Source organism: Flammeovirga kamogawensis (genome assembly GCF_018736065.1).
Lineage (GTDB): Bacteria > Bacteroidota > Bacteroidia > Cytophagales > Flammeovirgaceae > Flammeovirga > Flammeovirga kamogawensis.
This window is the reverse complement of sequence record NZ_CP076128.1, coordinates 331,809-352,497: the sequence shown is the minus strand read 5'-3', so window position 1 is coordinate 352,497 and position 20,689 is coordinate 331,809. Positions and strand designations below refer to the sequence as shown.

General features: G+C 31.4%; 15 protein-coding genes. 8 read left to right on the top strand and 7 right to left on the bottom strand.

Annotated elements, in window-relative coordinates; translation table 11 throughout:
• Window positions 1-41 precede the first annotated feature (41 nt).
• Entirely contained in the window at window positions 42-1,967 is a 1,926-nt protein-coding gene (gene acs, locus KM029_RS01380; RefSeq protein WP_144075006.1) for an acetate--CoA ligase, read from the bottom strand.
• A 139-nt stretch (window positions 1,968-2,106) separates the two neighbouring features.
• Window positions 2,107-2,523 carry an IS1/IS1595 family N-terminal zinc-binding domain-containing protein gene (locus KM029_RS01375; RefSeq protein WP_158631122.1) on the bottom strand — a complete coding sequence of 139 codons (417 nt, stop codon included), beginning with the start codon at window positions 2,521-2,523 and terminating at the stop codon, window positions 2,107-2,109.
• A gap of 232 nt (window positions 2,524-2,755) precedes the next feature.
• Here KM029_RS01375 and KM029_RS01370 point away from each other — a divergent pair, with 232 nt between their 5' ends.
• The 3 genes from KM029_RS01370 (at window position 2,756) to KM029_RS01360 (ending at window position 7,219) form a co-directional block, all read left to right on the top strand.
• Window positions 2,756-4,354, top strand: coding sequence for a hypothetical protein (locus tag KM029_RS01370; protein ID WP_144075005.1), 1,599 nt, complete (start codon window positions 2,756-2,758; stop codon window positions 4,352-4,354).
• Window positions 4,344-5,768: a DUF5723 family protein gene (locus KM029_RS01365; protein ID WP_144075004.1), complete on the top strand. Its 1,425-nt coding sequence runs from the start codon at window positions 4,344-4,346 to the stop codon at window positions 5,766-5,768. The genes KM029_RS01370 and KM029_RS01365 overlap by 11 nt, the downstream gene beginning before the upstream one ends.
• Window positions 5,769-5,968: 200 nt before the next feature.
• A complete protein-coding gene (locus tag KM029_RS01360; RefSeq protein ID WP_144075003.1) occupies window positions 5,969-7,219 on the top strand; it encodes a nucleoside permease in 1,251 nt (416 codons plus the stop codon).
• 77 nt (window positions 7,220-7,296) lie between these two features.
• Here the strand turns inward: KM029_RS01360 and KM029_RS01355 are convergent, their stop codons facing one another.
• Both KM029_RS01355 and KM029_RS01350 read right to left on the bottom strand, forming a co-directional pair.
• Entirely contained in the window at window positions 7,297-8,379 is a 1,083-nt protein-coding gene (locus KM029_RS01355; protein ID WP_144075002.1) for an aminotransferase class V-fold PLP-dependent enzyme, read from the bottom strand.
• Between the two features lie 58 nt (window positions 8,380-8,437).
• Entirely contained in the window at window positions 8,438-9,433 is a 996-nt protein-coding gene (locus tag KM029_RS01350; protein WP_144075001.1) for a glycosyltransferase family 9 protein, read from the bottom strand.
• Between the two features lie 136 nt (window positions 9,434-9,569).
• On the opposite strand from KM029_RS01350, the gene KM029_RS01345 reads away from it, so the two are divergent.
• The 4 genes from KM029_RS01345 to KM029_RS01330 all read left to right on the top strand — a co-directional run bounded on the left by KM029_RS01345 (window position 9,570) and on the right by KM029_RS01330 (window position 13,773).
• Window positions 9,570-10,883, top strand: a complete 1,314-nt coding sequence (locus tag KM029_RS01345) for a DUF3137 domain-containing protein (RefSeq protein WP_144075000.1) — start codon at window positions 9,570-9,572, stop codon at window positions 10,881-10,883.
• Between the two features lie 128 nt (window positions 10,884-11,011).
• The gene (rbfA, locus tag KM029_RS01340) at window positions 11,012-11,401 is read left to right on the top strand and encodes a 30S ribosome-binding factor RbfA (RefSeq protein ID WP_144074999.1); all 390 of its coding nucleotides are present in this window, start codon (window positions 11,012-11,014) and stop codon (window positions 11,399-11,401) included.
• 44 nt (window positions 11,402-11,445) lie between these two features.
• Window positions 11,446-12,858, top strand: coding sequence for an LTA synthase family protein (locus tag KM029_RS01335; RefSeq protein ID WP_144074998.1), 1,413 nt, complete (start codon window positions 11,446-11,448; stop codon window positions 12,856-12,858).
• Window positions 12,859-12,969: 111 nt separating this feature from the next.
• Window positions 12,970-13,773, top strand: a complete 804-nt coding sequence (locus KM029_RS01330) for a DUF1338 domain-containing protein (RefSeq protein ID WP_144074997.1) — start codon at window positions 12,970-12,972, stop codon at window positions 13,771-13,773.
• Window positions 13,774-13,854: 81 nt separating this feature from the next.
• Here KM029_RS01330 and KM029_RS01325 read toward each other — a convergent pair whose 3' ends face one another.
• Window positions 13,855-14,739: a geranylgeranylglycerol-phosphate geranylgeranyltransferase gene (locus KM029_RS01325; protein WP_144074996.1), complete on the bottom strand. Its 885-nt coding sequence runs from the start codon at window positions 14,737-14,739 to the stop codon at window positions 13,855-13,857.
• A gap of 7 nt (window positions 14,740-14,746) precedes the next feature.
• Window positions 14,747-17,557: a DNA polymerase I gene (polA, locus tag KM029_RS01320; protein ID WP_184679470.1), complete on the bottom strand. Its 2,811-nt coding sequence runs from the start codon at window positions 17,555-17,557 to the stop codon at window positions 14,747-14,749.
• Between the two features lie 204 nt (window positions 17,558-17,761).
• On the opposite strand from polA, the gene KM029_RS01315 reads away from it, so the two are divergent.
• Entirely contained in the window at window positions 17,762-20,248 is a 2,487-nt protein-coding gene (locus KM029_RS01315) for a type ISP restriction/modification enzyme (RefSeq protein ID WP_144074994.1), read from the top strand.
• Here the strand turns inward: KM029_RS01315 and KM029_RS01310 are convergent, their stop codons facing one another.
• On the bottom strand, window positions 20,249-20,611 hold the full coding sequence (locus KM029_RS01310) for an HIRAN domain-containing protein (RefSeq protein WP_144074993.1): 363 nt from the start codon (window positions 20,609-20,611) through the stop codon (window positions 20,249-20,251). It abuts the gene before it with no gap.
• Between the last annotated feature and the right edge of the window lie 78 nt (window positions 20,612-20,689).

Here is a 20,689-nt window from a genome sequence, read left to right as displayed (position 1 = left end):
GCCCTTTCAAGTAAATGAAAGGGCTTTTTGAATAATTTTATTTATGCATTAATTGCATTATCTTTTACAGCACCTTCTTTTATTGCTTCCACAATAGAAGGATCTAATAAAGTAGAAATATCTCCGAAATTATCCGTTTGACCTTCTCCTATTTTCCTTAAAATTCTTCTCATAATTTTACCTGATCTTGTTTTAGGAAGACCACGTACAATTTGAACTTTATCAGGACGAGCAATCTTACCGATTTTATCAATTACTACTTCTAAAATCTGTTCTTTCAATTCTAATATTGTGCTTACTTCTAATTCTGCAGAATCACAGACAACGTAGGCATAGATACCTTGTCCTTTAATATCGTGAGGATACCCAACAACAGCAGATTCAATAACAGCACTATGCATGTTAATTGCATTTTCAACTTCTGCAGTTCCTAATCTATGTCCAGACACGTTCATTACATCATCTACACGACCAAGAATTCTATAATAACCATCTTCATCACGACGACAGCCATCACCTGTAAAATATAACCCTTTAAAAGTGGAGAAATATGTTTGCTTACATCTTTCATGATCACCCCATGTAGTTCTTAACATAGATGGCCATGGGTATTTCACACATAAATTCCCTTCAACTCCTTTACCTTCAATTTCATTACCTTCTGGATCTACCAAAACTGGTTGAATACCTGGTAATGGTAAAGTAGCATAAGTTGGCTTTGTTGGAATTACTCCAGCTATTGGAGAAATCATAATACCACCCGTTTCTGTTTGCCACCATGTATCTACAATTGGGCATCGTCCTTTTCCAATATGTTGATGATACCACTCCCAAGCTTCTCTATTAATAGGCTCACCTACAGTACCTAAAACTCTTAAACTATCTAGTTTATAAAGTTCTACATATTCCAGCCCTTGTGCCATTAAAGCTCTAATTGCGGTTGGAGCAGTATAGAAAATATTAACTTTCAATCTATCCACAACTCTCCAGAAACGACCAGCATCTGGGAAAGTAGGAACTCCCTCAAACATTACAGATGTTGCTCCTTCTAATAATGGACCATAAACAATATACGAATGCCCAGTAATCCAACCAATATCAGCTGTACACCAATACACATCGTTTTCTTGGTATTGGAATACATTTCTAAAAGAGTACCAAGTATATACCATATACCCTCCAGTAGAATGTACAACACCTTTTGGCTTTCCTGTTGACCCTGATGTGTACAGAATAAATAAAGGATCTTCTGAGTCCATTACTTCTGGCTCACATACATTTGGTACAGATTTAATTTCGTCATGCCAATAAACATCACGTTCTGCATCCATTTTAACATCAGCACCAGTTCTTTGATAAACAATTACTCGCTCAACATTTTCACATTTAAATAATGCTTCATCTGCAATTGCTTTTAATTCAACAACCTTTTTACCTCTTGGGCCTTGATCTGCTGTAATTAAAATCTTTGCTCCTGCATCATTAATACGATCTGCTAAAGCTTGTGCTGAAAAACCACCAAATATCACAGAATGAATTGCACCTATTCTAGCACATGCCAAAACTGCAATTGCCAACTCAGGAACCATTGGCATATAAAGGCAAACTCTATCACCTTTACCTACTCCATTTCTTTTTAAAACATTGGCAAATAAAGACACTTGCTCATGAAGTTCTTTATAAGAGAAAATACGATCTTTTTCGTGTGGATCATTAGCTACCCAATGAATAGCTGTCTTATCGCCCTTAGAAAGCAAATGACGATCTAAGCAGTTTTCGGTAATGTTTAATTTACCATTTCTGTACCATTGAACATTGTAGTTGTCGAAATCATATTCAACAGTTTTGTCCCATTTTTTTCTCCAAACGAATTGTTCTGCGACTTCTGACCAGAATCTTTCTGGCTCGCTTACACTTCTCCTATAGGCTACAGCGTAGTCTTCTAGGTTGTTAATTCTGCTAATCATTAGTGTTGTAAAGTTTGAGTAACAAAGCCCTTCTGGACTTGATAAAAATTAAATATTACTGAAGTTTTCGAAGTTTGAATATATATAGAGCTTTTTAATATTATCTAAAAAAGATATACTATTGCTAAATTAGTATATATCATTTTTTCATTTGCCATGTTATTAACATGTACTTATCTCCTAAATCTGTGATCATAGAAGTTCCTTGTTCTAAATTCTCTCTATTAATTATAAATGTTAAAAGCTCACTATGATTCATTAATTTATATGTAGGTGCATACGCATCAGATTCCAATCGGGGTATATTATATCTTTTCACCCAGTTCATTACAGAGACATGACTTATTCCTAAAATACGTTCAATCTCTCTATAACTAACCCCTTCTAAATAAAGCTGCAAAGCTTTAATTACAAATTTCCTATCCACTTCTCTTCCCTTTTTAGCAACAGAAAAATTATAATTACAGCTTTTACATTTAAATCTTTGTCTCCCTTTTACAAAACCACTTTTAGTATATAAATGGCTATCACACTTAGGGCAAGCTATCTCGTTCATTTTCATATAAATGAATATATACTTTTTTAATTAAATCAATTATTAGAAGTTAAATATATATACCTATTTAGCATATATATACTTAATTAGCAGAAATAGTGTTCAAAATACATTTTTTAATTAATTTTAACAGTTGATCAAGTAATAAGACATTACATACAATGTTTCTCTTATTAACTAATTAATTGTAAAAAAAACTTAAATTGCAGAATATTGAATAATCCATTTTTTCATGAGGTATCTTTCTTATTCACTCCTTTTTTTTATTCTGTTTTTATGCTCTTGTGGTTTTGATGCTTCAAGCTTTGAAAACATTGGAATTAAACCTTTAGAATCTAAATTTTTTGCTATTCCACTACTAAATGGAGAGATTACACTTAATTCTCTATTAAGTGAGACAGACCGTGCACATGTAAATACTAGTGAAACTCCATGGGTTTTAGAATATAGTACATGGACTACTGAAGAAGAAAAAGAAGCTTTACCAGCAATAATTACAGGAGATCAGGTTTTAGCAGAAGATAATTTTATTTTACATACTGAAATTTTATTGCCAGGTGCTTTTGTTTCCGGTGTAATCTTCCCAAAAGAAATAACTTTCCCTGTAACTTTATCTAACTTATATTTTGATATTCAAAATCTTACTATTAAAGATGGTTTTTTTATAACTAACATTAAAAACCCTAATTCTACAGAATCATCTTTAATAATAGAATTAATCCATTATTCATCAACAGATACAATATTAATTGCAAGTACAAATAATACTATTGCAGCAAATAGCAATCTAGATATACAGCTTAATCTTGATAACAAATCATTAACTTTAAAAGATGGATATATTTATGGGTTGAGACTCAAAAATCTTATTAATAATCAAGAAGTAGATTTTTCTGTAGGAAGTGGGGTAAAATCAGAAATAAAAGTCAATTCAATAAGTAATATAACCTTTACACCTTTTTTTGATTTTGAGATACCAATTGAAGTTCCTCTACAAATAACTACACTTACATTATTTGATAGTACTTTAGACGAAGGTCAAGTTACTTTAGCAGATTTAAGGTTATCAATGGTTGCGTATAATACTTTTGGCCTTGATATATACACATCGAATATTGAAGTATATGCTCAAAGTTCAATAGATAATGAAATAATACCGTTAACATTAAGCAAAAATCAAATACATTATCCAATTACATTAGGAGAAGAAGCTATTGATACTCTTGATATTGGCCAAGCAATAAATACATTAAAGAAAAAACCTAATGCAGTCGCTATCACAGGTCAAGTAGATATTAAAATGTTTAAAGGCCAGAGTTATTTTATTGACGAAACCTCTTATCTAAAACACAACTTATTCTTAGGTATACCCTTTGAAGTTGGTTTAAAAGATGTTACATTTTCTACAAATTTATTAATTGAAGATGGGTTTGATCAAAGTGTTAATTTTTTAGATTCTGCGTATCTATCTATAGAATTTGAAAATCATTTCCCTATGGATGGAACACTTGAAATATACACTTTAAATTCAGAGGATGATATATCACCTTATTTGATAGACCTCAATTCTAGCCCTAATGTCAATTCAATTAAATTTATGGAAGCCGCTAAACTAAATAGCGATGGTACTATAAATGAAACATCGTTCAGAAAATTTGAAATTAGGATAACAGGAGAAGATGCCACAAATATTCTAAAATCCAAGATTTTAAATGTTAGAGGTATATTTGATACACCAAATGGTGATATTGTACCTTTCTACCCTACTGGGAAACTCTTAATAAAAGCAGGTCTTGCAGCATCAGTTACTATTGATCCAAATGAATTTTAACGCAAAACAATTTATATATATTACTCTTTTATGGATGCTTATTATTTCTGGTTTGACAGCAAATGCCCAACAAGAAACAATGCTCTATTTTATGAAAGATATGCCGCAATCTTCGCAGCTAAATCCTGCACATAGAAGTGTTTACAAAACATCTGTAATATTACCATCTGCGTATGTTAATGCAGAGTCTACTACTTTTTATTACAATAGTATTTTTTCTGATGACGATGAATATGGAAGTAATGTAGACCTTGAGAAACTCTTTGAAAATTTAAAAAATAATAATGTATTAGAAACTAGTGCATATTTAGATATTTTTGGCTTATATATTACTTCCGACAAGGTTAGTGTCAGCCTGTTTATAAGAGAAAAACTTTCTGCATTATCATCAATAAATGAAGATGTTGGAGAATTATTTTCTAAAGGAACTGCCCATCAAGATAATCTTAACAAAACATTCAATGTTGCTCCTACTATCAATCTTTCTCATTACAGAGAATACGGAATTGGTTTTAATTACAATATAAAAGATCAATGGACCTTTGGATTGAATGTAAAATACTTGAGTGGTATAATGAATATCCAAGCTACTGATGCTACTATTGAAATAACTACAGAAGATGCAGTCAATTATCCTTTACATATAAAAGTAGATGGTCCTGTAAGAACAGCTGGCCTAACTAATGTATTAGACCGCGAAGGCAACTTTTCTACAGCTAATTTAGGTGACTATCTTGCTGGAGGTGCTGGAAATGGATATGCAATAGATGTTGGGCTTACCTATCAATATTCTGATAAATTATTATTTGAGTTTGCTGCTACTAATATTGGTCAAATATTTTGGTCTAATGGTAGACGCAACTACAAAATTGGAGCTGAAGATTACAATTCTTATACTATTACAGGGGCTTCACCACAACAAATAATAAATCAAGAAGTAGACAATACACAATACGACTCTCTAGTTGCACTATTCGACTATCAATTAACTGAAGATGGGAATTTAGACAGTTACACAACTTATCTACCAACTTATGTTAATCTTGCTTCTAGTTATGACTTTGGACATAAATTTATTGTTGGAGCAACGTTAGGCTTTAGTTATTACGATAATTATTTTAACCCTAGAGTTTCAGTAAGCATGAATAAACGGTTTGCTGATTTTCTTGGTCTTGGCTTAAATTATACAGCTGATAAAAGCGGAATTTCTAGATTAGGTGCAGCGGTATCTGTTGGTTTTCCTGGTATAAAAGTTTATGCCATTTCAGATGATATTGTTTATAATATTTCGAATTGGAAAAACTCTCAATCACTTGGAATAAGAGTTGGGGTAAACCTTAATTTTGGTTACGTGAAAAAGAACTACATCAATAAAAAACAAACAAGAGCTAGTCAGATAATGGACCCCGATTGATATTGATAGCATTATTCCAATTTAGAGTAGTATTTACTCTTTTCACAATAAATAGTATTTTTTGGTTAAACTAGATAAAAGTCATTGATTAATAAAACTATTAATCCTGTTAAGAATTAGTATCAGTTTATAACGCAATAAAATAGTATTTAAGTTTATATTTGTACCCATTACATTTATATGAACACAATTAATAAAACATGAGCTTAAAACTGCGTTTAACAATAATGAACTTTTTACAGTTCTTTATATGGGGAGCATGGTTAATTACCATTGGTAGCTACTGGTTTCAAAACAAAGGCTGGTCAGGTACTGAGTTTGGTGCTATCTTTTCTACAATGGGAATTGCATCTATTTTCATGCCTGCTATAACGGGTATTATTGCGGATAGATATATCAATGCAGAAAGATTACTAGGAATTTTCCATATTCTCGGTGCAGGGATACTTTTTTACATCCCAGAAGTTCAAACACCGCATATGTTTTTTGTGGTCATGCTAATCAATATGATTTTCTACATGCCCACAATATCACTTTCAATTACTGTTGCCTACTCAGCATTAAAAAAAGAAGGTTTAGATATTGTAAAAGTATACCCTCCTATTAGAGTTTGGGGTACAATTGGTTTTATTGCTGCAATGTGGGTTGTTAGTTTACTAGGCTTTGAGAAATCTGCAATGCAGTTTTATGTTTCAGCAATCGCATCTTTATGCCTTGGTATTTATTCTTTCTCATTACCTAAATGTGATGTAAATAAACAACCAAAAGATCAATCTTTAGCAAGTGCACTTGGTTTAGACGCATTTAAGTTATTCAAGGAAAGAAAAATGGCTTTATTTTTCATTTTCTCTATGCTTTTAGGAGCTGCATTACAATTAACGAATGCATATGGAGATACATTCCTTCATGATTTTGCTAAAATAGATGAATATAAAGATTTACTTTCTGTAAAATATCCAGCAATTATAATGTCTATTTCTCAGGTTTCTGAGACATTATTTATCCTTGCAATCCCTTTCTTTTTAAAGAAGTTTGGCATCAAGAAAGTAATGCTAATAAGTATGTTTGCTTGGGTTGTACGCTTTGGATTATTTGCTGTAGGCAACCCTGCAGAGGGCTTACCATGGATAATCATTTCTTGTATCGTATATGGAATGGCCTTTGATTTCTTCAACATTTCTGGTTCACTTTATGTAGAGTCTCAATGTGATGAAAAAATTAGAGCTTCTGGTCAAGGATTATTTATGATGATGACGAATGGTTTTGGAGCTGTATTAGGTAGTTCGATCAGTGGATGGATGATTGATGCTTTTTTCACAATAGATGGACATATTCAATGGCCTAGTGTATGGACAAGTTTTGCTATTTATTCATTAATAGTTGCCTTATTCTTTGCTGTACTATTTAAGCACAAACACAATCCAAACGACATCAAAAGCTTTAGTCATTAATCGCTTTTTCTATAAAACAAAAAAGGATAAATCATTTCGTATGATTTATCCTTTTTTTATGCAAGTAATTCACCTAATTACCATGCCTCAATTAAATCAATTAATTGAAAATATAACTCCTTAGAATGCGTAGGGAAATTTGCGATTCTTATTTGAGTAGCTTTATTCGGACCATATCCTGAACTAACAATCAACCCTTTATCAGATAAATAAGTCATTAAATCTTTAGCAGATCTACCTTCTTTTACATCTATAACAATAACAGTCTTAGATCGCACTCTCTCTTCTTTCACAGCATAATCCAAATCTTTATGTGCTTCTACTGCTCCATAAAGTAATGCTGCTTTATAATCCGTCTCGCTTCTAACTATATCCATATCTCTACGGATTAAATCTTCTGACACTTTTCCTAAAATATACATTCCTAATGCATTTGGAGTTGCTGGAGTCATGTTTTTAGAAGCATTTTTTAATAGTGTAAACATATCATGATAACCACCTAAATGTCTACCACTTGCTTTTATCTCTTTAGCTCTATCTACACACTTCTCATTAAAAATCCACACTCCTAACCCAGCAGGTAAACCCATACCTTTTTGAACTGAAAAGTATAAACTATCTATTTTATTGAAGTCGATCTTTAAATAGGGTACAGAAGAAACTGCATCAATTGCAATAATTGCTTCAGGATTCTCCTCTCGTATTTTATAAATATCTTCAACAGGGAACTGTACCCCTGTACTTGTTTCATTTTGAGTTATCGCAATAAAATCGACGTCATTATCAATTTCCACCTCACTTAAAGTAAAACCCTCTCCCAAAGGTTTTTCAATTTTCTGAGTTTCCATTCCCCAAGCCTCAGCAAAAGCATGAAACCTTTCAGAAAATGACCCATTTACAAAGTGAGCACTCTTTTTAGTAATGCAATTCTGAGCAAGACGTTCCCAAACTTCTGTTGCTGATCCTGTAAAAACTACATGAAAATCAGCAGGCACACCTAACATTTCTTTTACTTGACTTACCGTAAAGCCAAACATGTCTTGAAATGCAGCACTTCTGTGAGAAACAACCGCAATATTTTCTTTTAAAGCTTGTTGAATATGTTGTTCAACAGTAAAATACAGTTCACTTGGTCCTGCAGTTAGATGATAATTTTTCATTACGACTAATTTGTTAGTTTGTATTAGTATCAGTAAAGTTAAAACATTTAAATTAACGTTACTTCCATTCGTCTAAGAGTAAATCTTCGACATCTATATCCATAGAACACTTAAAGTGTTTTTTGGGACAGCTTTTATGGCCATGTATCCCACAAGGTCTACAAGCTAAATCTTCTTTAACCTCTACAATTTTAGAATTTGTTGACAAAGGGCCAAAGCCAAATTCAGGAATAGTAGAACAGAATATTGCAGTTTGAGGCGCATTCACAGCACTTGCCATATGCTGAGGAGCAGAATCATTGACATAATTCATAATTCCACCTTTCATTAATGCTGCAGATTGTAAAAAAGAGAGTTTCCCTGCCCAATTGCATAGGTTTCCTCTTTTTACTTTCTCTATTATCTCATCGCAAACAGAAAAATCTCCAGGTCCACCGATCAAAATCACTGTAATATTTTCAGGGATTTTATCGATCAACTCTACCCATTTATCTTTATGAAATTGTTTAGTATACCAAACAGAACTAGGTGCAACAGTTACATATTCACCATCAAACTTAGCTTTATCATAATCAATTTCTCTAGGATATAATTTGGGCTTAACAAATTTATCATCTGTGATATCCTCAATTAATGATATATACCTTGCTACTTCATGGTTTTCCTGTTCTCTGCCTTTGCCTACTACATGAGGTTTTTTAATAGAAAAGAATCCACTAAGTGGGTTTTTATCAAATCCTGCTGTTGATTTTGCAGCAGATAAAAATGTCATTAAACCTGTTGAGAAATATCTTTGCAAATTAATAACCCTATCGTATTTACGACGACGGATTTCCATTGCAACTTTAAATAAATTTTTATTTTTATTTTGTTTCTTATTCCAGATTATAACTTCATTTATATATGGATTGTTTCTCAACAACCCTTCATTTCCATTACGGACTACAAAATCAATTTCCGCTTCAGGATAAAATTTTATTAATTTCTCTACAACAGCTGTTGCCATGATCACATCACCTATGAAAGCTGTTTGTATGACTAAAAATTTTTTCATTGTGCTAAATTCTTACAAGATTATGAATAATACAATTATTCCGCATTCATAATCCTTGTTTTTTAACTTTCTAAACAGATTCTCCTTATATTCATCAATAGAATTGAAGAGAGTATTCGCTCTACCATTATTTTTTATGAAATCTTTCGAAGAATTTAAAGCCTTTTTTAAAGAAAATATTAAACCGCAGTTAGAAGATCTTGAAGCTAAACGTTTCCAGATGCATAATAAGCGACTACAATTTGGCGGACTTACATTTCTTATGATTTTTATAGCATGGATACTTGTCTATTTAAATCAAATACATGATTATGGTTTATATTTCATGTGCCTATTTGCACCTTTTGCTTCTCACCTTTATTTTAAAAATAATTTTCTTGATGAAACAATTGAAGGTGAATATAAAGAATTAGTAGTAAGAGAAATGATCCGATTTATGGATCCTTCCCTCCATTATGAACCTGAAGATTATATTCCCTTAAAAGAATGGATTAGAAGTGGTGTTGACCCTCTAGTTCCTGACATCTATACAGGAGATGATCTTATTACGGGAAGTATTGACGGCATAAATATTACGGTTTCCGAAGTTGAAGTTGCCAAACAATTACCTCCAAAAAATAAATGGTATTTAAATAAAAAAAAGCAAGAACAAGCAAAATCTGAAACTATATTCCATGGTTTCTTTATGATTGTTGAACTTAAGGAACCTCCTGCTTCTGATGTCTATATTTTTGAAGATGATATACAAAAACATTGGGGACATCTTGGACGCCTTATTGAAGAAAAAGATGAACGGTATGGTACATATGTACCTATTAAACACCCAAAGTATAGAGAGATATTTAAGGTATACGCAGAGAATAGAGCTGCAGCAGAAAGTAGTCTTAAAGATGATTTTATAGAAAAACTTTATAAGATTAAAAAGCACTTTAAAGCAAAAGTCAATTGCGTTGTAAAAAACGACAAGATGTATGTTTTTTTAGATATCAGAAAAGAGCTCTTTAAAGTTGACACAACTCACTCATTAACTAGGTCATTTATATTAAAATCACTATATAATGATTTATATATGATTTTAACAGTAACACATTCGCTAAATAAACCTGTTCCTAAAGAATCAACTGCAACACAAATTGAAAATAATTTTGGGCAGCAAACTAGAACAATAGAAGACACACCTCCTGTAACTGGTGAATTTTATGATGATGATGAAAGTGCAGAAGGTTTGGCTAATAATCATTTTGAAATTAACGACGAGGATGATTTTGAAGATGACAATTTTGAAGATGATGACTATGAAGAAGATAAAAGAGATCCGTTTGATCTAGATGAAAATTCAGCAGCCAACCAAGAACAATTATTTGGCATGGAAGAAAATAATGATTTTCAACATTTTGACTTCGAAAATGATAGTAATGATGATTATTATGATGATGACGAAAAGGAATAACTAAAAACGTGCTTCAAATAAGATTTTTTTTTCGAACTTTGTAAGTTCATATGGTCAACTATGTTTTAGGATTAAAACATTATGTGACTTGTTTTTAATATAGCATCTTAATTTATTAATTCATTACCATGGATAGTAAAAGACAACATAAATTTTCTCGCTTAATTCAAAAAGATTTAGGCGAAATTTTTCAGCAAAATAGTGTTTCAATGTTTGGTGGTTCTTTTATCACTGTAACTCACGTTGAAATATCTCCAGATTTAGGACTTGCAAAAGTTTATTTAAGCTTTCTTTTAGTTAAAGACCCTGAAAGTAAAGTAGCAGAAATAGAAGAGCAAAGTAAAGCTATTCGTAATATACTAGGGCAACGCATTCGTCATCAAGCAAGGGTAATCCCTCAGTTACGTTTCTATTATGATAACACTGCAGAAGAAGCTGAAAAAATAGAAGATTTATTTAAAGACATCGATATACCTGATGATAAAGGAGATAACGATGACGACACTTATACAAGATAAGTTTTAAAAGCAAACCAAAAAAACATCAAATCTAGTACAAAGAGATGCTTTCATTTTTTAAGATCAACGATCCTTTACGCTTAATTGCACTACTTTTTCTACTTATACTTATTCGACTTCCTATTTGGTTAAGTGGAATACCATTAATGTCAGAAGAAATACATTGGATTACATTAGGTCAGAAATTAGCAGATGGAAGTATGATGTATCAAGATATATGGGATAATATTGCTCCATTATCTGCTGGTGTTTATTGGTTTGCTGCAAAGTTTTTTGGTGGTACTCAAGTCACATTCTTTGTGATTGCTTCTATACTGACATTCTTTCAGTCTTTCTTATTTAATACCATGTTAAATAGAAGTGAAGCTTACAAACAAAAAACTTTCATACCTGGTTTTCTATATCTGGTATTTTCTAATATCAGTTACGATTTCATGACTTTATCCCCCATTCTGATAAGCCTTACATTTCTGCTATTTGGATTAAGGAATATTTTAAGAATGGAAAGAACAGATACAGAACAAAGTATTCTTAATACAGGTATATTTTTTGGTTTAGCCTCTTTAGCATACCTTCCTTCCTTCTCCTTCCTTTTGATGGGTATTTTTGCATTAGCAAGTTTCCGAGTAACTTCTATAAGAAGACTTTTTCTAGCTTTTGTTGGGTTTACAATAGTTTGGGGTAGTTACTTTCTCTATCTCTATTACAATAGTAACATATCTGAATTTGTAAACTTATGTATCTTAACAATCACGCAATTAGACCATAACTTCATATTATCGTGGGAGCAGATGATTATCTTGATGGTAGTACCAACTTTAATTTTCTTATCTGGGGCCTTCAGAACATTCTCTTATAACTCATTTATTAACTCACAGCAAAGTATTCAACAAGTAATGCTTATTTGGGTAATTACAGCATCTCTGAGTATAATATTTTCACAATATACAGCATCTTTTCAGCTCATTTTATTTGTACCTTCATTGGCATTTTTCTGTACACATGAATTACTTTTAATTAGAAGAATAATGTTCGCAGAAAGTACTTTATGGATCTATTGTAGTTTACTTTTAGTAATTATGTATACTACAGCATTCAATATTCTTCCTAAGAAAATTGACTCTCCTTATTTAAATGCTTGGAGTAAGCCAATTCCTTTTGATGATGAAATTGGTGAAAGCGTTCTCGTTTTTGGTACCAATTACGATTATTATCAAAATAAAAAATTAGCTACACCCTACTTGAATTGGAGAGTTTGTCAAAATTATTTCAGGAATGTAGATAATTACGATCAGTTAAGAGTAATCTACAATGAGTTTGAAAGAGATTTACCAGAAACTATCATTGACTCTAACAATCAGGGAGAACAAATCTTGGATTTTCTAACGATCATTAAAGACAAATATGAACGTTTTGAAAAGAATGATGGCACTATCATTTTCCAAAAAATAAAATAATTCATTTTTTCCTTTGCCTATAAAAATTCATGTGTATATTTGCATATCAATTTAAACGTAAATATTACATTTATATAAAAATTGATATACTAACATCCTAACCGTAAACACATGGAAAATATTGTAGAGAAGCTTTGGGACGAGTACGTTAAAGTCACTCCCTCTGCTGCTAAAATTCAATCAATTTTTGAAAAAAAAGGCGAATCTATCTCTAATGATCACATCGCCATTCGTACGTTTAACAACCCACTTGTAAACGTTGAAACCTTATCAATCCCTTTTACTAGTATTGGATACGAAAAAAAAGGAGAATACATATTTGAAGCAAAAAAATTAAAGGCTTCACATTACGAACATATGTATAATAAGGATGCCCCTAAAATATTTATTAGCGAATTACGTTTAGAATTATGTAGTGAGTTTATTCAAGATGTAGCTGATTCAATTATTGCAACATCTGATTTATCTTCAACATCACCTGCTAATTTATTACTTAGTGGACGTACATGGGGAGAACCATCACATAAAATTTACGAAAAGCTTTTACAAGAATCTGAATACGCTGCTTGGATGTATGTGTTTGGTTTTAGAGCGAATCATTTTACAATTTATTGTAATAAGCTTAAAAACTTTGATACACTTGAAAGTGTGAATGATTTCTTGAAAGAAAATAAATTTAAAATGAATACTTCCGGTGGTGAAATAAAAGGAAGTAAAGCACAATGCTTGGAGCAGTCTAGTATTTTGGCTGATAAAGTAAAGATTAAATTCCAAGAAGGTGAATTCGAAGTTCCTTCTTGTTATTATGAATTTGCAATGAGGTATCCTCAGAAAGACGGACAATTATTTGAAGGATTTGTTGCCTCATCTGCAGATAAGATCTTCGAAAGTACAGACGTAACATCAGCAAAATAAGACGACTTCTTTTCTAACCAATTCAATTTACATTAAAACTTTAAAACAAGAAATCCCATTCAATCGAATGGGATTTCTTTATTATATAAATAGCATTCCTAAGATACCTGCTAACATATAAAACTTTATCATTTTACTTATCGTTGCATAATCTTTACTTGTCCCTGCCTTATAAATTTTGTAAATAAGAAAGAAAGCTGGTATAGACAATATCAAGAAGTAATACTGAAAATACTCTTGCCTCATGTGTAAAATCATGAATATTGAAATTACGATAAATAGAGCAAAGAGAACATAAACTAATTTTTTGGTTTTACCATCACCCCAAATAATAGGTAATGTTTTACAACCAAATTGTGCATCTCCTTCTTTATCCTCTAAATCTTTAATAATTTCTCTGATAATCGAGACAAAAAAAGCAAAAATACCAAACTGGTACACTTCCATATTATTTTGAACAAAATAAATATTCAATAAAAATACAGACAGTGATGTAATTGCAGCTACACTCAGGTTCCCTATAAATGCTCTCCGTTTTAGCGTATTTGAATAGAGCCACAACCAGAATGAAATAACAAAACACACAATCCCTACTTCTGTAGAAAGGTAAAAACCAATTAATATGCCTGTTAAATTAAATACAGTATGTGTAAATAAAGCTACACGCCTTTTCATTACTTTACCAACTACTAATTTATTCGGTTTATTAATTGCATCAATTTTTATATCATAGTAATCATTAATAATATATCCTGCTGCTGCAATTAATAAAGTAGAAAGTGTCAATAAGAAAAAGTTAAAATCTTTAAGATACTCTCCAACCTTAGACGAGTCTCCTATTAAAAAGATTCTCCCCATCCATTGTGTAACAAAGATGATAAATAAGTTTGACCCGCGTATTAAACGCATAAAATCTTGTAAACCTATGAAGAACGACTTTTCTGTATTTAATTTATTTGTACTCATACTTTTATCAGTGTGCTTCAAGCCAATTATTACCTTCGCCTATTTCTACTTCTAAAGGAACTCCAATATCATCAGCACCCTCCATTAATTCTTTAACTTTTGCTTTAAGAAGATCTAATTCTTCATTATAAACATCAAAAATTAATTCATCATGAACTTGCAAAATCATTTTAGATTTTAAACCTTCCAATTTCATCCAAGCTTGAATCTCAATCATTGCTTTTTTGATAATATCTGCAGCAGTACCTTGAATTGGAGCATTGATAGCATTTCTTTCGGCCATACCACGTACAGTAAAGTTTCTAGAATTAATATCTCTTAGATACCTTCTTCTACCCATTAATGTTTCTACATATTCATTGTCTCTTGCTTTTCCTATCACATCATCCATATACTTTTTGACAGATGGAAATTCTTCCCAATATGCATCAATTAATGCTTTTGCTTCACTTCTTGGTATATTAAGCTGTTGAGATAACCCGAAAGCAGATACACCATAGATAATACCAAAATTGGCAGTTTTAGCTTTTCTACGCATTTCTGAATCTACATCACTTTCTGCAACTTTAAATACTTTAGCTGCAGTTGCTGTATGAATATCTCTTCCATTTTTAAAAGCATCAATCATCTCTTTATCACCACTAAAAGCAGCCATAATTCTTAATTCAACTTGAGAATAATCGGCAGCAACAAAAGTATAATCGTTATTTCTAGCGACAAATGCTTTTCTAATTTCTCTACCTCTTGATGTTTTAATTGGAATATTCTGCAAGTTAGGATCTGTAGATGATAAACGTCCTGTTGCGGCAATTGCTTGATTATACGTTGTATGCACTCTTCCATCTGATTTAATCAGCTTAGGAAGTGCATCTACATAAGTACTTTTCAATTTATTTAATTGACGGAAATCTAAGATCTTACCTACTATTTCATGGTTTCTTAAACCTTGCAATACTTCTTCACCTGTTGCGTACTGTCCTGTTTTTGTCTTTTTAGGCTTTTCAACAAGCTTCATTTTTTCAAAAAGAACTATTCCTAGCTGCTTCGGAGAAGAAATTGTAAACTCTTCACCCGCTAAAAGATAGATTTCCTTTTCTAATTGTTCCACAGAACTTGCTAATTCAATAGAATACTTCTCTAAAGATTCTACATCTAAATTCACCCCTTCTCTTTCCATATCTTTTAATGTTTCCATTAAAGGCATTTCTAGATTAGTGAACAATTTATCAAGTCCTTTATTTTTTAAGAGTGGTTCAAAAACTTCTCTCAATTGAAGTGTTACATCTGCATCTTCACAAGCATATTCATATACTTCTTGAACAGACATATCTTTCATGTTTTTTTGCTTCTTTCCTTTTTTACCTAAAATAGTCTCTATTGAAACAGGTATATAATTTAAGTAAACTTCCGAAATCGCATCCATACCATGTCGTTTATCTGGCTCTAATAGATAATGTGCCAGCATGGTATCGAAGAAAGGGCCTTTTACATCAACATTAGCAGTCTCAAGTACCTGTAAATCATATTTTAAATTCTGACCTATTTTAAGTATTTCTTGATTTGCAAAAAGAGGCTTAAAATAAGTAAATATAATATCTGCTTGCTTTTTATCTAGTGGAACAGGCACATAGTATGCTTCGTCCTTGGCTGCACTAAACGACATCCCTACAACTTCAGCTTCCAAAGCATCTAAAGAAGTTGTTTCAGTATCAAAAGCAAACTCTTTTTGTTTACTTAAATAACTAACTAACTCTTCGTATCTTTCCGGAGAATCTACCAATCTATAATTTTTATCTACAGTAGCAAATGTAGATTTTTCAATTATTATCTCTTCTTCTACAACGTCTTCAGGTTCTGAAGCTGTTGAAGTAGTAGCACTTGAAGCACTTCCTCCGAATAAAGAAGCTTGTTCACCTGCTTTTATTGATTTCTTTGGCGTTACGGCTTTCTTTTCTCCTGGAAAAACTCTCTGAAGTAAAGTTTTAAATTCTAATTCAGTAAATATTTTTATTAATTCCTCTTTATTTGGCTCAGAAATAAGTAAATCTTGTTCATTAAACTCAACAGGAACATCTATCTTAATAGTGGCTAACTCTTTAGACATTAATGCTTGCTCAACATTACCTTGAACACGTTCTTTAAGTTTGCCTTTTAGTTCGTCAGAATGTTCAATAATACCTTCTACTGTACTATATTGTTTTAATAACTTGCAAGCAGTTTTTGGTCCCACCCCAGGTACACCAGGAATATTATCAACGGCATCACCTTGTAAACCTAGCAAATCAATTACTTGATCAATACGGTCTAAATCAAACTTCTCTAAAACTTCATTGACGCCTAAAATTTCAATTCCTCCTTTCGTAGAAGGACGGTATAAGAAAGTATTTTCATCCACTAATTGAGCGTAATCCTTATCAGGTGTCATCATATATGTCTGAAAACCCTTTTTAGATGCTACTTTAGCTAATGTTCCAATAACATCATCTGCTTCATATCCTTCCATCTCAATTCTAGGAATATTAAAAGCATCTACAATTTTTTTCACTATTGGAATTGCTATTGATATATCCTCAGGAGTCTCTTGTCTATTTGCCTTGTATTCACTAAACATTTTATGTCGGAATGTTGGAGCAGGTAAATCAAAAGATACAGCTATATGAGTAGGATTCTGCTTTTTAAGAATTTCTAATAGAGAGTTTACAAAGCCCATAGGTGCACTTGTATTCACTCCTTTAGAATTGATACGTGGATTACGTATTAAAGCAAAGTGGGCACGAAAAATCAATGCCATACCATCAAGCAGAAATAATTTTTTCATAATTTTTGTGTCCAAAGGACGAGAACTACTATTAATTTTACGACGTTTGTCTTAAATCTGATTTAGAAGCGAATATACTAATCGGATTTAGAACAATAATGATTATCTAACATGAATTTCTTTTGTAATGTATAAAATCAAAATACACAGCAGAAAACAATTGATAATCTATTAGTAGAATGTATAAAAAAAGACATAAATAGTTTGATAGGAGAAGCTATTCAAGGCTTACAGCAACAATTATTATTTGCAGGTAATTACAAAGCTGAAGCACAAGAAAATGGAAAAGAAATGATCAAGGCTTTTAAAAAGTCTTTCTTTTCTACATTTAATATAGATGACTTATTAAGATTGATCAGTGAGCATATTGTAAGTAAGCAAATTCTTTTTTCTTTAAAAGATGAGAAAGCTTTACAACCTGTATTCATTGATTATATATATATACTTTTTGAAGAAATTATAGAGCAGTTTTCTGATAAAGAATTACTCAATGATGCACAAAATCAATTAAAAACAACAATTGATGTTTTACTTCAAAATGGACAAAATAAAGAGGAGCTTTTTACTCAATTAATGGGTAGAGAAGAGGGAGAACCTTTGCCAAATTATTTTTTAGGAATGTTTAAATCTTTAATGAGAAAACACCTAAATAATTCTGGAAAAGATGCTCAATACCTATACCCTTCTTTTACATTACCTCCTTTTTTAGATATTGAGGCAAAATCAAATACTCTAGTTTGCTACGATTTATTGGTTTACTATTGGAGTACAGTTAATGCCACAGAAAGTAACCGTTCTTTCGGAAATAGTTTAAGCTTTGTTGATATTATGCCTCAAGGTCAAAAACATTTAAATTTCCTTGAAGAAGACTCGAATTTAAACAAATTAACCAACCTAAACCGTGACCCTGTTCAGATTGTTTTTGGCACAATCCAACAGATGTCATTAGGGAATAGAACTGCTCACAAAGAATGGACAAGTAGAGTAAAAAAAGTGTTTTCTTCTGACCAAAAAAGAAATCCAGTTTCATATTGGTTATTATGGGCTAGAGAACGACTTGGTAATAATGGGATATTAGTTATTAGAGGAGATCATTCTTTAGCAGCTGCACCAGAATTTAAACAATGGAGACAACAAGCTAAATCGATTTGTAATAGAGTTTATATTCAAGCTCACCTGTATTCAAATCAAATTATTTACTGCTTTATATTTAGCAAAGACAATGAACATGAAGGTGTTTATTATGCTCCTAGCTATTTAGAAGATTTCTCTCCTATAAGTAATGATTCTGATGACTGGATTACGTTGTCTTCTGAAGAATATGGTAAATTTCTTTGTTTATATAGCCAGAAAGAGAAAAGTATATTTAATCAGTCTGTTGCTCCAATTCAGCTGAAAAACAAAACCTGGTTTACCGATTTTAACAAACAACAATTAAAAGATAAACTTAAAGTTTTCGAAAAAAGCCAGAAAAAAAGTGGTACGCTTAAATTAGACGATCAACTATCTAAATTTGACGAATCTAAAATCATTCGTGCCTATGTAAAACCATTCACAAAAAAATGGATTTACGCTTCAGAATTGGATACGTCTACTTGGGAAAATAGCCACCTTATGGGTTTTAATAAAGAAAATCCATCTTTGGTTTTATCTGCGAGTCAAGAATATGGTTTTGAGAACATCCCTTGTGTTTACCCAATACTTTCTGATTTCTTTGAAAGAAAACAAAGAAATACCATTTTGCCACTTCAAATATATAAAGAAGATGGTTCATCTTCTGAAAATATAAGTGACTGGGCTCTTAACCGATTTAGACAATATTACTTACCTCGTCTTCCAGAAGTAGGTAAAGCAAATACTGTATCATCTATTATAGATATTTTAATCCCTAATTTAGAGCAAATATCTAGGCACACATCTCGTTTACCAGTTTTAGACAAATACACTAAAATTCTTTTTAATTATACTGAGGAAGAAGAAACACCATTAGAAAAAGTAGTTACTGCAACTAATCAATTAGTTACCAAAATGATGCAGTTATACAAAAGCATGCCTCAAAAAAAACAATTAGTTTCTGATATCACTTCTGCTGTTCATCGTATATCTGAAAAAATCAATACAATTGAGAAAGTGAAAATTGAAAGAGAATATAAAGAAGCTCTTCTTACAAAAGAAAATATTTTCTACTACACTTTTGCAATTATATCACATCCTCTTTATAAAACTGATTACGAGAAAGAACTAATTGCTCTCCCTCCTAGAATTCCATTATTAAATGATTTTTGGAAATGGGCTAAAATAGGTAAAGAATGTTTTAATGCTTCATTAAAAACTAATAATTCAACTTCTCACGTTAATGTAATAGAAGGAGATACTATAGAGAACGATGAGGAATTAAATCATAAGATTAATTCAACTCAATCCATAAATACACCAAAAGGATTTACTAAAAACACTTGGGGGAAAAGTACAATTTTTGATTTAATTATACATCAATTTAAAGAACGAAAACCCCTTAATAAAGCATTGCAGAAATACTTTAGCGATAAAGTTTCTAAAATTAATTGCATTGAGTTAGCAAAAAATATTGAATTACAAGCTGAATCGTATGCTAAAATTAATGAATGTCTACCAGAATCGTTATTTGATCACAATGGACCAACTGTTAGACTAAAACGAAGAAAAAAATAATTAATGTGCTTCTTTAAAACGCCAAATTTTAAAGAGCACTTTTTTTTGATCTTTAGCTACAGGATCAACATGTATTAATTCAGTATAAAGCTCTTCTCCTTTATCTAAACAATCAGCAATAGTTTTACTACTTTGTTTAGGAACATACCCGATCATCTTATCACCTGCAAAAACTGCAACAGCATTTTCATCAAATTCATTATTTGAATAACGAACAAGATTCAATTTATTTCGCATCACTTCCCATTCTAAATCGTTTTCAGAATAAAACCTATACCCTGCAACGAAGCCTTCGAATAGTAAAGTTTTTTGTAGTAATGATAGTAAATCGTGGTCTTTTATGTTATACACAGGCTTAACCATGATATTATTGATAATAAAAAACAATTAATAATTATTTTACGCTATGCAATATACAATTATTTATTAAAATTATCCTAT

Coding starts and splice junctions, on each gene's coding strand:
- acs (WP_144075006.1), bottom strand. CDS start 1,967: ATGATTAGCAGAATTAACAACCTAGAAGACTACGCTGTAGCCTATAGG.
- KM029_RS01375 (WP_158631122.1), bottom strand. CDS start 2,523: ATGAACGAGATAGCTTGCCCTAAGTGTGATAGCCATTTATATACTAAA.
- KM029_RS01370 (WP_144075005.1), top strand. CDS start 2,756: ATGAGGTATCTTTCTTATTCACTCCTTTTTTTTATTCTGTTTTTATGC.
- KM029_RS01365 (WP_144075004.1), top strand. CDS start 4,344: ATGAATTTTAACGCAAAACAATTTATATATATTACTCTTTTATGGATG.
- KM029_RS01360 (WP_144075003.1), top strand. CDS start 5,969: ATGAGCTTAAAACTGCGTTTAACAATAATGAACTTTTTACAGTTCTTT.
- KM029_RS01355 (WP_144075002.1), bottom strand. CDS start 8,379: ATGAAAAATTATCATCTAACTGCAGGACCAAGTGAACTGTATTTTACT.
- KM029_RS01350 (WP_144075001.1), bottom strand. CDS start 9,433: ATGAAAAAATTTTTAGTCATACAAACAGCTTTCATAGGTGATGTGATC.
- KM029_RS01345 (WP_144075000.1), top strand. CDS start 9,570: ATGAAATCTTTCGAAGAATTTAAAGCCTTTTTTAAAGAAAATATTAAA.
- rbfA (WP_144074999.1), top strand. CDS start 11,012: ATGGATAGTAAAAGACAACATAAATTTTCTCGCTTAATTCAAAAAGAT.
- KM029_RS01335 (WP_144074998.1), top strand. CDS start 11,446: ATGCTTTCATTTTTTAAGATCAACGATCCTTTACGCTTAATTGCACTA.
- KM029_RS01330 (WP_144074997.1), top strand. CDS start 12,970: ATGGAAAATATTGTAGAGAAGCTTTGGGACGAGTACGTTAAAGTCACT.
- KM029_RS01325 (WP_144074996.1), bottom strand. CDS start 14,739: ATGAGTACAAATAAATTAAATACAGAAAAGTCGTTCTTCATAGGTTTA.
- polA (WP_184679470.1), bottom strand. CDS start 17,557: ATGAAAAAATTATTTCTGCTTGATGGTATGGCATTGATTTTTCGTGCC.
- KM029_RS01310 (WP_144074993.1), bottom strand. CDS start 20,611: ATGGTTAAGCCTGTGTATAACATAAAAGACCACGATTTACTATCATTA.